Origin of the sequence: Pseudomonas sp. CYM-20-01, assembly GCF_023169845.1 — a bacterium.
GTDB classification, from domain to species: Bacteria; Pseudomonadota; Gammaproteobacteria; order Pseudomonadales; family Pseudomonadaceae; genus Aquipseudomonas; species Aquipseudomonas azotoformans.
Genome location: NZ_AP025169.1, coordinates 3,074,021 through 3,088,316 on the forward strand (window position 1 = coordinate 3,074,021; position 14,296 = coordinate 3,088,316).

Genomic DNA, 14,296 nt, shown 5'->3' on the forward strand with positions numbered 1-14,296 from the left:
CCGTGTCGCTCCCTGTGCCAGCATTGTCCTGTCACGGGTAGCTGGCAAGATAGCGTCAAGCCCACGGAAAAGGATGCGCAAACGCCCAAGGCCGGGTGTTTCAGCGCTATTGCACATATGAACAATCCTCAGGCGATTGACGCTGATGGCACGGTTCGCTTCGGCGCCTATGTCTTTCACCGGCAGCAGCGGCTGGTCAGCAAGTCGGGTTGGCCGGTGCCTGTGGGCGGGCGTGCACTGGATATCCTCACGGTGCTGCTCGAAGCGCCTGGGCAGTTCATCAGTAAAGCCAGCCTGATCGAGCGGGTCTGGCCGAACAGCGTGGTGGAAGAAAACAACCTGAGGGTGCATATCGCTGCACTGCGCCGTGTGCTCGATGGGCAACAGTTCATTCTGAATGACCCTCTGCGTGGTTACTGTTTCGCGGCCCGCGTACACGGTGCGATGCCGGCCGCGCTGCCACGGCACAACCTGGCGATGCGGCTCAGTGCAGTGATCGGCCGTGACGAGGTGTTGGGCGTGCTGGTTCGGCGTCTGTCCGGGCAACACCTGATGACGCTTACAGGATGCGCCGGTGTCGGCAAGAGTACCTTGGCCCTGGCGTTGGCCGAGCGCGTGTTGCCGCGCTACCGGGACGGCGTGTGGTGGGTTGACCTGGCTACCGTCGAGGCGCCGCTGACCATGTTGCGCCACTTGGCTGCGGCGCTGCACCTGGAGCCCTGCAGCCACGCCAGCGAACTGTGCCGTCAATTGGTCTCGCGCCAGCTGTTGCTGGTGCTCGACGGTGCTGACCTGCTGCTCGGCGCCTGCCGGCATCTGGTGCGTGTGCTGCACGACACCGCGCCTCAGGTCAGTGTGCTGGTGACCAGCCGCGAAAGCCTGCAAGTCCCCGGTGAATGGGTGCAACGCGTGCCCAGGCTGGCGATCCCAGGGCCGACTGCCCAGGGCAGTGTCGAACAGGCGATGGCTTACCCGGCGGTGCAGTTATTTGTTGCGCGGGTGCGTGCCAGCCAGCAAGGGTTCGCGCTGCGCCTGCATGACCTGGCGCCGCTGCGGGACATCTGTCGGCGTCTGGACGGTATCCCGCTGGCCCTGGAATTGGCCGCCGCCCAAGTCGATGCCCTGGGCGTGCGCGGTTTGCAGCAGCAGTTGCGCGCAGGCTTGCAGGTGCTGACCCGAGGCCGGCGCACCGCGGTGGAACGCCACCAATCCCTGACGGCGGCCCTGGACTGGACCTACCAGCGCCTGAGCCTGCCGGAGCGCTGGCTATTCCTGCAATTGGGGTTGTTCAAGATGGCCGTGACATTGCCCACCTTGAGTGAACTGGTCGCCGGTACCGAGTTGGAACACGCCGACCTGTGCTACCTGCTGGGGCGTCTTGTTGGCACGTCGCTGCTGACTGTTGACCCCGGCCCTGGAGACCCGCGTTACCGCCTGCTCAATTGCGTGCGCAGCTACGCCCTGGCGCAACTGCGCGACCCGTTGCAGGTGGCGCGTTTGCAGCAGGGCTATGGGCATTACCTGGGGCCGTTTTCAGGCCGGCCGTTTGTCCTGCAACTCGTCGAGCAGGCTGCGTACGCGGACTAGGTCCTGGGTGGCAAAGCCTTCGGTGAAGCGGGCGTAGATCGAACTCAGCAAGTCGCGCGCCGCCTGTATGCGGCCTTGCGTCTGCCACAGGCTTGCCAACGAGGTTGCACAGCGTAATTCCCAGGCCAGCGCGCCTTGCTGGTGCGCCAGGCCCAGGGCTTCCAGCAGCAGGGCTTCTGCCGCACGGCTATCGGCCAGGCTTTCGGCGCGCACTCGCAGGATTTCCGGGGTGCACCAGCCGGCCGCGCCACTGCTGGCGCGCTCGAAGGCCGCGTCACTGACCTCGATTGCATTGAAGGTCACCAGGATATCCTCGACCAGGCCCAACCCCTGCACATCCGCGATGGGCAGCGTGCCCTCATAACAACGCGCCCAGGTGTGAAACAACTGCACCGAGTGCTTTTGCGCCTGTTGCAGCAGCTGGTCCTGATGTTCGTGGGCCATGCCGCTGTCGCCGTTATAGCGAGCGATGACCACCCCGGCCAGGGCCAGGGTGTAGCAGATCGACGTGCCATGGTTGATCTGCAAGGCCAGCGCCAGTGCCTGGCTTGCGGTACGCCATGCGCGCTCCGGATAACCGCGCAGCCACAAGATGCGCGCAAGGATGGTCAGGGAGGCGACGCTCTGGTCGTACTGCACGCCAAAGCCATGGGTAAAGCGGTTGAGATGGCCGCTCTGGGCCATGCGCTGGATCACTTGTTCGGCATTGTGCTGCGCGAGGGCTTGGTGACCGGCGAAGTGCTGCGCCAACACCCGCAGGCGCTGGGCACTGAGGGCCAGCAACGGCTCGGCCTGCGGGCCGAGCTGGTCGAAGTGCAGGCTCTGCGCCAATGCCTCCCGGTAGTTGCCGCAGCACAGGTTCACCGCCATATGCCCCGACACCGCACGCAGCTGGCCGGCCAGGTCCTTGCCGGCTTCCGCCAGGCGCCGCGCGCAACTGAACGCTTCAATGGTCTGCGGCGTGCCGCCCTGGGTGTGATAGGAGAAACTGCCCAGGGCCAGTTGCAAGGCCATGTTCAAGCGCTGGCTCGGCGCATTCGATTGCCCGAGTCGTGCCAGGGCCTTGCCCACGTACAAGCCGTGTTCGCGCAGCAGCGACAGCTCCTGCCACAACGGCATCGCACTCACCGTCAGGCGAATGCCCAGCAGGTGCGCACCCTGGTCGCCCAGGCCCCAGTCGAGGGCGGCGCGGATGTCTTCGCGCAGTGGCGCATAACGGTCGATCCAGGTCTGGGTCGCGATCAGCTCCCAATCGTCCTGGGCCTGGTTCATCAGCGCCAGGCAGCGCTCGGCGTGGCGCTGGCGGGTAGCGTCGAGTTCCTGGGCGACGCTGAGTTTTTCCAGGGCATAGGTGCGGGTGATGTCCAGCAGGCGGTAGACCATCTCGTCATCGCCGGCTTCCACATTGAGCAAGGACTTGGCGACCAGCTGAGTGATCGAATTCAGCACCTCGTGCGGTGCAATCTGCTCCCCGGCAATCACCGCCGCCGCGCTGGCCAGGCTGAACCCGCCGCGAAATACCGCCAGGCGACGCAGGCAGATCTGTTCGCAGGCGGTCAGCAGCGCAAAGCTCCAGTCCAGGGTCGCGCGCAGGGTCTGATGGCGGGGCAGGGCGCTTCGCCGGCCTCGGGTTAGCAGGCGGAAGTTGTCTTCCATCTGCACCAGCAGTCCGGGCAGGCCGAAGCGTTCGATCTGCGCCGCCACGAGTTCGATGGCCAGGGGAATACCGTCCAGGCGCTGGCAGATATCAATCGCCAGCGGCAGCTCGGCCTCGCTCAGTTCAAAGCTGTCCTGATGGGACATGGCCCGCTCGATCAACAATTGCAGGGCCGGGTAGCCCAGCGCCTGGGCACGGTTGCCGGTGGCGGGTGGGCAGGCCAGGGGCTCCAGCCGCTGCACGTATTCGCCCTCGGCGCGCAAGGCCTCGCGGCTGGTGGCCAGGATGTGCAAGCGGGGCGCGTGGCGCAGCAGGGTTTCGCTGATCAGGGCAATGTCGTCGAGCACGTGCTCGCAATTGTCGATCACCAGCAGCAACTGGTGCTCCTGCAAGCGCCGCGCAAACGTGGGCAAGGGTTCGTGCTCGGCGTGGGTGAGGTCGAGCAGGGCGGCGAGGTTGGGCAGGATCATCGACGGCGCGCTCAGTGGCGCCAAGTCCAGCAAGCGTATGCCGTCGCGGTAGTGCCCGATCAGCAATTCCGCGACCCGCAGGGCCACCGTGGTCTTGCCGATGCCGCCGGCGCCGGTCAGGGTGATAAAGCGTTGCTCGGGCAGTTGCTGCACCAGGCTGTCGATCAGGGCCTGGCGGCCGAGCATGCGGGTACGGCGCAGCGGCAGATTGTGGCACGGGCGTTGGGCAGCACCTTCGGTTGGCAGGGTCATCGGCTCGATGCTCAGTGGCGCAACAAAACTGTAGCCACGCTGGGCCACGGTCACGATATAGCGCTGCCCGGCCTGGCCATCGCCCAATGCCTTGCGCAACGCCGCCATATGCACTCGCAGGTTGCCGTCTTCCACCACGCTCCTGGGCCAGACGCGGGCGATCAGCTCCTGCTTGCTCACCACATTGCCGGCCTGCTCCAGCAGGATCAGCAGGATATCCACCGCACGCCGCCCCAGGCGCAATGGGCGACCCGCCTCCAGCACCAGGCGCTGGCGCGGGTGGATGCGGTAGGGGCCGAAGTGCACGGCCTGGTCGCTGAGGTCGTTCATGGGTGGCCATGCTCGGAACGGGGTGAGCGGCCAGCATAGGCCAGGCAGGCCAGGACCACTAGGCCGCGATCACTTGCGGTTTAGAGCGAGAGTGGTGATTTCGCCAGGTCATCGGGTTGACGCCTTCGCTGCGGGTGAACATATGACAGAAGTGCGCCTGGTCGCAGAAGCCGCATTCCAGGCTGATTTGCGTCAGGCTCAAGGATGACTGGGCGATCAGCTCCTTGGCCCGCTGGATGCGCTGTTGGCGGATCCATTCCTGCGGCGACAGCCCGGTGGTGCACTTGAACGCACGGGAAAAATGGCTGCGCGACAGCGCGCAGGCCTGGGCGAGGTCGGCAATGGCCAGGCTTTCGCCGAGGTTGGCCAGGATCAGCTGTTTGGCGATGCGCTCGCGCCGTGGGCACAGGCCACCGGTGGCGGACACGCGAGGGGCGTATTGATCGAGTCGGGCCATGACAAATATCCGCAGTCGATGGGAGCGTTCCCGGTGGATGGATGCAGTGTAGACGTGGCCAATCTTGTTGCCGGACCGTCCGGCTGACGAGTTAATCGTTGTTAATTTCGCCAGGTGCCGACCAGGAAAAGACAGCACAGGCGTGCAATGTGGCCGGCGCCTTGCGTGTTTATCTGTGAGCTTGCCAACCGTGTGGATATCACCATGAATCGCAACGACCTGCGCCGCGTCGACATGAACCTGCTGGTGATTTTCGAGGCGTTGATGTTCGAGAAGAACCTGACCCGGGTCGCCGAAAAACTCTTCATGGGCCAACCGGCGGTGAGTGCGGCATTGGGACGTTTGCGCGATCTGTTCGACGACCCGTTGCTGCTGCGCAACGGCCGGGGCATGGAGCCCACGCCACGCGCCGTGGCGATACTCAAGGAGTTGCAACCGGCCATGGACACCATTTCCGGCGCGGTCAGCCGCGCGAAGGATTTCGACCCTTCCAGCAGTTGTGCGGTGTTTCGCATTGGCCTTTCAGACGATGCCGAATTCGGTCTGTTTCCGCCGTTGCTCAGTCAACTGCGCGAAGAGGCGCCGGGCATTGTCGTGGTGGTGCGTCGGGCCAACTATCTGTTGATGTCGTCATTGCTGGCCAGCGGCGAGATTTCGGTGGGGGTGAGCTACACCACGGAATTGCCGGCGAATGCCAAGCGCAAGAAGCTGCGGGATATTCCGTGCAAGGTCTTGCGTGGGGATGACGGTGTTGAACCGCTGACCCTCGACGACTACTGCGAACGGCCCCATGCGATGGTGTCGTTTTCGGGGGACTTGAGCGGCAACATCGACCTGGACCTGGCACGCATTGGTCGTACGCGCCGGGTGGTGTTGGCGGTGCCGCAGTTCAGTGGGTTGCGGGCGTTGCTCGCCGGTACGCAGATTATTGCGACGGTGCCGGATTATGCGGCGTGTGCGTTGACGGAGGGGACGTCGCTACGGGCGCAGGACCCGCCGTTTGCGATTGATGCGGCGGAGTTGTCGATGGTGTGGAGTGGGGTGCATGACAATGATCCGGCGGAGCGGTGGTTGAGGGGGAGGATTGGGGAGCATATGGCTCGGGTGGTTTGACTGAGTACATATCCGTTGCTTCGGTAACGGCTACTTATGGTTCCGCTCTTACAGCGGCTCACTTTTGAAGAGCCGGAATGCCGGCCCAGTCAAAAGTAAGCAAAACGCTCTTGCCCCAACACTCGGCACCTCGCCTAGGCTCGGTGTGCCCTCACTCCGGCTTGAATCCGTGGGCCGCCGCAATGGGCCATCCATGGCCCAGTTCGGCTAACCCGGCGTCCTGCCGGGTTACCCACGGATTCAAGCCTGCGTTCGGCCAGCGTGTTTGACGGGGCGATCCCAGATCAAAAGCAAGAGCGCGGCGGCCTTAGAGCCGACCGGATTGTATGGCCGGTACTCGGTCAAAGTGTGGGAGGGGGCTTGCCCCCGATGGCAGTGGGTCAGTCACTGATGAGTTGGCTGACACACCGCCATCGGTGGCAAGCCCCCTCCCACAGTTTGATCTTCATGTATCAGTTGAAGGGTGGCCCCCGGTGTCAGGGTAGTTGTCGTGTCCTCCGCTTTTTAAAAGTATTCCGGGGGCGGCAAGAGTAAGGTCATGCCTTTCTATTCAGAAGAACGCAAAGCTGCGCTGTTGAAAATGATGCTTCCGCCCCTGAGCCTGTCAGCGTCGGAGGTCGCGCGCCGTGAAGGTTGTAGCGACATGTCTCTTCATTATTGGCGTAAGCAAGCTGCTGCCAGAGGTTCTCAGTTGTCCGAAAACAAGCAGTCGCCTGAAAGTTGGTCTGCCGAATCCAAGCTCATGGCAGTCATCGAATCATCAGCTTTGTCGGAGCTGGAGCTGAGTGAGTATTGCCGTCGCAACGGTATTTTCCCTGAGCAAATTGACGGCTGGCGCAAAGCTTTCATTGCCAACAGCACTAATCACTCAGCGCTGAAAAAAGGAATCGCTGGTGAGACCAAGGAGGATAAGAACCGGATTCGGGAGCTGGAGCGTGAGCTGCGCCGAAAGGATGCAGCGCTGGCTGAAACAGTCGCATTGCTGGTGCTGCGAAAAAAGCTCAATGCCTACTGGGGGAGCGACGACGAGGACAATTGACCTTGTTGCCAGAACGGCATCTTCTCGTCGACTGGCTCACCGAAGCCATCACTGCGGGCGCCCGCAGGGCGCCTGCGTGTCTAGAAGTCGGTATTTCGCTACGCACGCTACAACGCTGGATCCTGCCCGAAGCGTTGTTGGCAGATGGGCGCACCACGACGGTGAGGCCAGTGCCGAATAATGCTCTGACTGATGTTGAGCGCCAAGCCATCCTGGCCTTGTGCAACAGCAAGGCCTACGCACATCTGCCACCGAGCCAGATCGTGCCACGGCTCGCTGACGAGGGACGTTACATGGCATCGGAGGCAACCTTTTACCGAGTGCTGCGTGCGGCAGATCAGCAGCATCATCGTTCCCGCGCCAAACGCCCGCATCGCCATGAAGCACCCACCACCTACGCGGCGACAGCCGCCAATCAGGTGTGGTCTTGGGATATCACGTACCTGCCGTCGCCAGTTCGTGGGAAGTTTTACTACCTCTATTTGATCGAAGATATCTACAGCCGAAAGGCTGTGGGCTGGGAAGTTTACGAAGCAGAAAACGGTGAAAAAGCCGCTGTCCTACTGCAACGAAGTGTCACTAGAGAGAAGTGCTGGCGTCAGCCGCTGGTGCTTCACTCGGACAATGGCGCACCGATGAAATCGGTGACGTTACTGACCAAGATGTACGACCTGGGTATCACGCCATCGAGAGGAAGACCCCGGGTAAGCAACGATAATCCTTACTCGGAGTCGCTGTTTAGAACGCTGAAGTACTGCCCGCAGTGGCCGCAGGATGGATTTGGCAGCCTGGATGACGCGCGTATCTGGGTCAGGAATTTTATGGCCTGGTACAACACCGAGCATCGTCATAGCCGAATCCGCTTCGTGACACCCGCCCAGCGCCACGAGGGAAAAGACCGGGAAATCTTGGCCCGGAGGGCGGCAATTTATGGGCAAGCGAGAGAAAAAAGGCCTGAAAGGTGGTCAGGCGAGACACGCAACTGGGACCCTATCGGGACGGTGTACCTCAATCCTGAAAGGGAGCTGACAGTTGTGGTGAAGGTCGCCTAGCAAGACGGGAGACACGACAACTACCTTGAAAAACGCCGCTACCTTGAAAAACGCCGGGCTCTGGCTCTGGCTCTGGCTCTGGCTTTTGATCTGCTTTTGATTTTGATCTTAGGCGCCCCGTCAAACACGCTGGCCGGAATTCGGCAGGGATTTGGGGGGTAAACCGGCAGGGATGCCGGTTTAGCCGCCCCGCGCCATGGATGGCGCGTGGCGGCGGCCCCCCAAATCACTGTCGGATTACGGGCACACCGAGCCTGGGCGAGGTGCCGAGTGTTGGGGCAAGAGCGTTTTGCTTACTTTTGACTGGGCCGGCATTCCGGCTCTTCAAAAGTGAGCCGCCGTAAGGGCGTAACCATAAGCGGCCGTTACCTAAATAACGGATATGTACTCACAAAAATTGGTCACCCATTCTTACCCCAAATTGGCTATTCCTCCCCCAAGGCCCGATGACTAACCTAGCCATCAATCCCCACCGCCTTGGAGCATCACCATGCAAACCCGTACCGATTTCTACACCGCCTCCCCAGACGCCATGAAAGCCATGCTCGCCCTGGAAGCCGCCGTCGGCAAACTGTCCATCGAACTACCGTTGCTGGAACTGATACGCCTGCGCGTCTCGCAGATCAACGGCTGTGCCTTCTGCCTCGACATGCACACCGCCGACGCCCGCAAAGGCGGCGAGACCGAACGCCGCCTGTACACCGTGTCGGCCTGGCGTGAAACGCCGTTCTTCACCCCGCGTGAACGCGCCGCGCTGGCCTGGGCCGAAAGCCTGACCCTGATCAGCCATACCCACGCACCGGATGAAGACTTCAACGCACTGGCCGCCGAGTTCAGCCCCCAGGAACAGGTCGACCTGAGTGTGGCCATCGCCACCATCAACAGCTGGAACCGCCTGGCCGTGGGTTTTCGCAAGATGCCTAAGTAAGCCTCAGAAGTTGACCGAGGCACTCAGGCGCGCCGTCAATGGCGCGCCCTGGAACAGGTAGTCATCGCCCATGTACTCGCCCGCGTCGCGCCAGTAGCGCTTGTCGAACAGGTTGTCGACGCTCAGGCGGAACACCGTCTCATAGCCGTCCACTTGGGTGGTATAGCGGCTGCCCACATTCACCACCGCGTAGTCCCCCACTTCCACATTGCCGCTGCGGTTGGCGTACTTCTTGGCGCTGTATTGCACTCCGCCCAATACCGCCAGGCCGTTCACCCACGGCAACGCATAATCGGCATACACACTGGCGCGCAACTTGGGCACGTTGATCGCCTGGTGGCCTTCGTAGTCCGGCGTGCCGCTGCCGGTCACCCGTGCGCGAATCGCCGCCACGCTGGTTGCGATCTGCAGGCGTTCGGTGGCCCAGCCGTTGGCCGACAATTCCAGCCCGGTGTTCTTTTGCTCGCCCTGTTGCACGTAGTCGAATTTACCGGTGCCATCCGGCTTGGCGTACTGGTAGGCCTGGCGGGTCTGGAATACAGCGGCGGCGAAGCTGATGCGGCGCCAATCGTATTTCACCCCAGCTTCGATTTGGCGTGAGGTGGTCGGGGCGAGCGTTTCGTCGGCGTTGTTGGCGAACCACGGCGCGGTGCCGCCCAGGGACAGGCCTTTGCTGTAGCTGGTATAGAGCGAGATGTTCTCGACAGGTTTGTAGATCAACGAGGCCTGGGGCAGGAACACGTACTGCTGGGTATGACGGGCCTGGTTGCCGGTGACGCTGTCGAAGGCCTTTTCATCCAGGCGCACTTCACGACCGCCGAGGATGGTTTGCCATTGCTCGTTGAGACGGATGCGGTCTGTAACGAACAGGCCGTACTGACGGCTGTCGAGGTTGCGGTGGCTGTCGTTCAACGGCTTGTCAGTCGGGGTAAACGTAGGGGCGTCCACGTCGATGTTGGTGGTGCCGATGTATTCATTGACGGATTTGCGCTTGTCGATCACCCGGCGGAACGCACTGGTGCCAAAGGTCAGTTCATGGCCCAGGCCGGCGGTGTCGAACAGCCCGGTCATGGCCGCCTGCACTTCGTCGTCACGGCGGGTGTCGTCAGGGCTGCGGTAGTCGTAGACATCGTAGTTGCCTTCGGGGCTGAAGTAGTTTGGCACGCTCGAGGTGCAACTGGTCGAGCCATAGCAGCCCCAGGCAAACGAGCTGTAATCGTCGATCACCACCTTGCTGCGCGCCGCACTCACGCTGCCTTTCCACTGGTCGTTGAAACGGTATTCAAACTTGCCGTTGAGGTTCAGCGAATCAATGCCCACCTGCCTGGACCCACTCTGATGCCCCAGCAGTTTCTTCGGCGAGGCACCGTGTGGCACCTCGGTGCCGCCCAGCAACTGGTAGCCCGGCACCGAGCGTTGCTGCTTGTTCTGGTATTCGGCATCCAGTTGCAACACGGCGTCGGGGCTGATGTTCCAGTCGAAGGCCAGGGATACAAAATCGCGCTGGCCGTTGGCGTGCTCCACGTAGGAATCAAGGTTTTCGTGGGCCACGTTGGCGCGCAGGCCGAATTGTTGCTCGCTGCCGAACCAGCCGCCGACGTCGGTGGCGATATAACCGCTGCCACGATCGTCGGTGGAGATGGTCACCGAGCGCACGTCTTCCGGGCGCTTGGTCACGTAGTTGATCACGCCGCTGGGCTCGGAGATGCCACTTTGCAGGCCGGCCAGGCCCTTGAGCACTTCGACCTGCTGCTTGTTCTCCAGCGCGACGTTCTGCTCGCCGGTGATGGTGCGCCCGTTGATCTTGTAGCTGCTCGCCGCATTCAGCGAAAAGCCGCGCACCACGAAGTTCTCGTAGTAGCCGATGGGCGCATAGCTGTCGCCCACCGAGGCGTCGTTGCGCAGCACTTCACTGAGCAGGCGCGCTTGCTGGTCCTTGATCAGTGCGGCGTTGATCACCGTGATCGAGGCCGGGGTGTCGAGCAGCGGTGCCTCATCGAAGCCGCCCACCGAAGCGGTTTCGCTGCGGTAGCCGGATTCATCCTGGCCCTGGCCCTGGACCTTCACTGCCGGCAGTTCAAGGTCAGCCGCCAGGCTGTGACCGATGCCGCCGCTGAGCAGCAAACCGAGGGCGAAACGTGAGGTGACGACGGGACGAAAACGCAAAACCATGGGGGCAGGGCCTTAAAGCGCGGGCGGGGGGCGCATAAGCTAGGCATAAGTGCGCAGTTTTACAAGTTCGCGAGAATGATTCGCGGCTTGAGACATCCCGTCTCACACCACACGCCAATCCATCCGCGCCTCGACAGCCCGCCGGGCACCTGCGATAGACAAGGCTTCCCTCATCAATTGCAGGAGAACGCCATGAGTATTGCTGGAAAAGTCGCGCTGGTGACCGGCGCCGGGCAGGGCATTGGCCGGGCCATTGCCCTGCGCCTGGCACAGGACGGTGCCGATATCGCGCTGGTGGACATCAATGGCGCCAAGCTTGAAGCCGTGGCCGCCGAAGTCGTCGCGCTGGGCCGCAAGGCCTCGGTGTTCGTCGCTGACGTGTCCAAGCGCGAACAGGTGGCGGCGGCGGTGGAGCATGCGCACCAGACCCTGGGTAGTTTCGACATCATCGTCAACAACGCCGGGGTGGCGCAGATCGATTCGCTGTTGGACGTCAGCCCGGAACAGGTCGAGCGCACCCTGGGCATCAACGTGCAGGGCGTGTTGTGGGGCATCCAGGCCGCCGGCAAGAAATTCAAGGCGCTCAAGCAGAAGGGCAAGATCATCAACGCCTGCTCCATCGCCGGCCATGAAGGTTTTGCGCTTCTGGGAGTGTACTCGGCCACCAAGTTTGCCGTGCGTGCCTTGACGCAGGCGGCGGCCAAGGAACTGGCGAGCGCCGGGATTACCGTCAATGCCTACTGTCCGGGTGTGGTGGGCACCGATATGTGGGTCGAGATCGACAAGCGCATGGCCGAGATCACCGGTGCCGAAGTCGGTGCGACCTACAAGAAATACGTGGATGGCATCGCCTTGGGCCGGGCGCAGACGCCGGAGGATGTGGCGGGGCTGGTCGCGTACCTGGCCGGGCCGGATGCGGACTACATGACCGGGCAATCGCCGCTGATCGACGGGGGCCTTGTCTACCGCTGACATCTCAGATGTACCCAGTCCAATGTGGGAGGGGGCTTGCCCCCGATAGCAGTGTGTCAGCCACTGGAAGTATTAGCTGGTCCACCGCCATCGGGGGCAAGCCCCCTCCCACAGTGTTGACCCCGTTGTATCAGCGGGTTTTGTTCGGCATGTCGATGCCCAGTTGGTTGACGCGGCGGTACAGGGTCGCCCTTGAGATCCCCAGCGCCTGCGCGGTCGGTATCGGCTTCCAGCGATGCCGAATCAGCGCATCCAGCACCACCTGGCGCTCCGGGCTCGCACGATCTTCCGTCAATGCTTCAACCTGTTCCCCACGCACCTCCACCGGCAAATCCGCCACCTGCACCGTACCGCCCTCACACACCGCACAGGCGTACGCCAGCACATGCCGCAGTTGCCGCACATTGCCCGGCCACGCGTACCCCAACAGCAACTCCAGCGCAGCCTGGCCGATTCCCACCGTGATGCCGCTGTTGCGCGCTTCCTGTTCCAGCAAGCGGTTGATCAGCGCCAGTTTGTCAGTGCGTTCGCGCAACGGCGGCAGGCAGAAGCGCGCGCAGCCGAGGCGAAAGTACAGGTCCTCGCGAAAGCTGCCCTCACTGACCAACACCGACAAATCGCGGTGGCTGGCGCAGATCACCTGGATATCGACGGTGCGGGTTTTCGCCGCGCCCAGCGGCGCCACTTCACCTTCGGCCATCACCCGCAGCAGGCGCGTCTGCAAGGCCAGGGGCATGTCGCCGATTTCATCGAGGAACACGGTGCCGCCATCGGCCTGCACCAGCAACCCCGGCATGCCTTTGCTGGCGGCGCCGGTGAAGGCGCCAGCCACATAGCCGAACAGCTCGCTCTCAATCAGGTTTTCCGGAATCGCCGCGCAGTTCACCGCCACGAACGGCCCACTGCGTCGGGCGCTGCGTTCGTGCAACTGGCGGGCGAAGACTTCCTTGCCGGCGCCGGTTTCGCCTTGCACCAGTACCGGCAGGTTACGGTCCTTGACCCGCACGGCCAGGCGCAGGTGTTCCTCCACACGGGCATCCACCAAGGGCACCATGGGCGCCCGCGCCGGTTTGCGTCGCGGCGCGTTGACCCGCACGTGCAGCGCACCCGGTTCTCCCAGCCACTGCAGTTGCTGGGTGGACTGGTCGGTGACGGCGCGCAAGGCGTTCAGGTCGAACACCTCACCGATATGTGCCGGCACCTGGCCAAAGCGCCGGCGCAAGGCCTGGCGCGCCTTGCTGTTCAAGGCCCGCAGACGGCCGTCCTGGTCCCAGGCCAGCAGCAGGTCGGGCTGGCTGTCCACATAACCCGGCGTGCTGTGCGCTTGCAACACCCAGTGCTGGCGGGCGCTGTGCATGAAGAAGGCGTTCTCGATGGCCTCGGCACTTTGCGCCACCAACTGGCGTATCAGGTGCTGGCTGCGGCGGTCATCTGGCGATTTGAGCGCCGAGGCATCCATCACTCCCAGCAGGTTGCCCTGGGGGTCGAAGATCGGCGCGGCGGAGCAGGTCAGGCCGATGAAGGCTGCACGGAAGTGGTCGCGCTTGTGCACCGTCACCGCCGATTGACTGGTGAGCACGGTGGCCACGCCGCAGGTGCCTTCTTCGGCTTCCGACCAGCAGGTGCCGAGGTACAGGCCGGCCTTGCGGCAGTCGCTGCGGATCGAGGTGTCCACGCGGTGGTCGATGGTCTGGCCCTGGGCATCGGTGAGCATCACGCAGTAGTCGGCCTGGCGCACACGGTGATGCAGTTGCCCGACGGCTTCGCCGGCAATGCGCATGAACAGTTCGGCGCGTTCGCGGCACTCCTTGAGCAAGGGTTCGCTGAGGATGCGTGGCCCCTGCAGGGAGCCGGGGTCCAGGTGGTGTTGCTCCATGGAGCGCCGCCATGAATCGAAGATCAGCGACGGCACCGGCGCCTGGGGCAGACGATCAGCATTGCGGACCACGCGACTGACGCAGTCGACGTGCTCCCTGGAGTTCGCGGCGAGCATAAGGCCTCCGGTTCTCGATCTTTGTTGTTATGCCCGCCATTAAGCGCGCATGCGTCGGGTGGGACAAGCGCGGCCTGACCAACTGCCCGGCATGAGACGCAGCGTCTCAAACCGGCTGAGACGCCGCCTTCGAGTTGCAATGCCGCGTCTCATTCTGCGACGCCGGCCTGCTTGCGACAACCGCTCTGGATCAAGGTTATGCCAGGTTTTTTACGGCCTTGGCACAGGCTGTGCTGAAGGCCTTGTAGCTGACCACGATCAGCCTTTTGTGTGC

General features: G+C 62.9%; 9 protein-coding genes. 5 read left to right on the forward strand and 4 right to left on the reverse strand.

Annotated features, from left to right (window positions below):
- The first annotated feature begins 117 nt into the window (after positions 1–117).
- Positions 118–1,587 (forward strand): winged helix-turn-helix domain-containing protein, encoded by a 1,470-nt coding sequence (locus M2497_RS13790; protein ID WP_248487977.1) that lies wholly within the window; start codon positions 118–120, stop codon positions 1,585–1,587.
- On the opposite strand, the gene M2497_RS13795 is transcribed toward M2497_RS13790, so the two are convergent.
- Both M2497_RS13795 and M2497_RS13800 read right to left on the reverse strand, forming a co-directional pair.
- Positions 1,534–4,296 (reverse strand): winged helix-turn-helix domain-containing protein, encoded by a 2,763-nt coding sequence (locus M2497_RS13795; protein WP_248487978.1) that lies wholly within the window; start codon positions 4,294–4,296, stop codon positions 1,534–1,536. The two genes, M2497_RS13790 and M2497_RS13795, sit on opposite strands and share 54 nt — an antisense overlap.
- A 58-nt stretch (positions 4,297–4,354) precedes the next feature.
- Positions 4,355–4,753, reverse strand: coding sequence for an AraC family transcriptional regulator (locus M2497_RS13800; RefSeq protein WP_248487979.1), 399 nt, complete (start codon positions 4,751–4,753; stop codon positions 4,355–4,357).
- Between the two features lie 204 nt (positions 4,754–4,957).
- Here M2497_RS13800 and M2497_RS13805 point away from each other — a divergent pair, with 204 nt between their 5' ends.
- The 3 genes from M2497_RS13805 (at position 4,958) to M2497_RS13815 (ending at position 8,885) form a co-directional block, all read left to right on the forward strand.
- Positions 4,958–5,866, forward strand: a complete 909-nt coding sequence (locus M2497_RS13805) for a LysR family transcriptional regulator (protein WP_248487980.1) — start codon at positions 4,958–4,960, stop codon at positions 5,864–5,866.
- 538 nt (positions 5,867–6,404) lie between these two features.
- A protein-coding gene (locus M2497_RS13810) for an IS3 family transposase (RefSeq protein WP_248487955.1) occupies positions 6,405–7,957 on the forward strand; the annotation gives its coding sequence in 2 pieces (ribosomal slippage) (positions 6,405–6,867 and positions 6,867–7,957; 1,554 coding nt in all).
- Positions 7,958–8,447: 490 nt separating this feature from the next.
- Positions 8,448–8,885 carry a carboxymuconolactone decarboxylase family protein gene (locus M2497_RS13815; protein WP_248487981.1) on the forward strand — a complete coding sequence of 146 codons (438 nt, stop codon included), beginning with the start codon at positions 8,448–8,450 and terminating at the stop codon, positions 8,883–8,885.
- A 3-nt stretch (positions 8,886–8,888) separates the two neighbouring features.
- On the opposite strand, the gene M2497_RS13820 is transcribed toward M2497_RS13815, so the two are convergent.
- Positions 8,889–11,057 (reverse strand): TonB-dependent siderophore receptor, encoded by a 2,169-nt coding sequence (locus tag M2497_RS13820; protein ID WP_248487982.1) that lies wholly within the window; start codon positions 11,055–11,057, stop codon positions 8,889–8,891.
- Between the two features lie 192 nt (positions 11,058–11,249).
- On the opposite strand from M2497_RS13820, the gene M2497_RS13825 reads away from it, so the two are divergent.
- Positions 11,250–12,029: an acetoin reductase gene (locus M2497_RS13825; protein WP_248487983.1), complete on the forward strand. Its 780-nt coding sequence runs from the start codon at positions 11,250–11,252 to the stop codon at positions 12,027–12,029.
- A 130-nt stretch (positions 12,030–12,159) separates the two neighbouring features.
- Here the strand turns inward: M2497_RS13825 and M2497_RS13830 are convergent, their stop codons facing one another.
- On the reverse strand, positions 12,160–14,022 hold the full coding sequence (locus M2497_RS13830) for a sigma-54-dependent Fis family transcriptional regulator (RefSeq protein ID WP_248487984.1): 1,863 nt from the start codon (positions 14,020–14,022) through the stop codon (positions 12,160–12,162).
- Positions 14,023–14,296 lie beyond the last annotated feature (274 nt).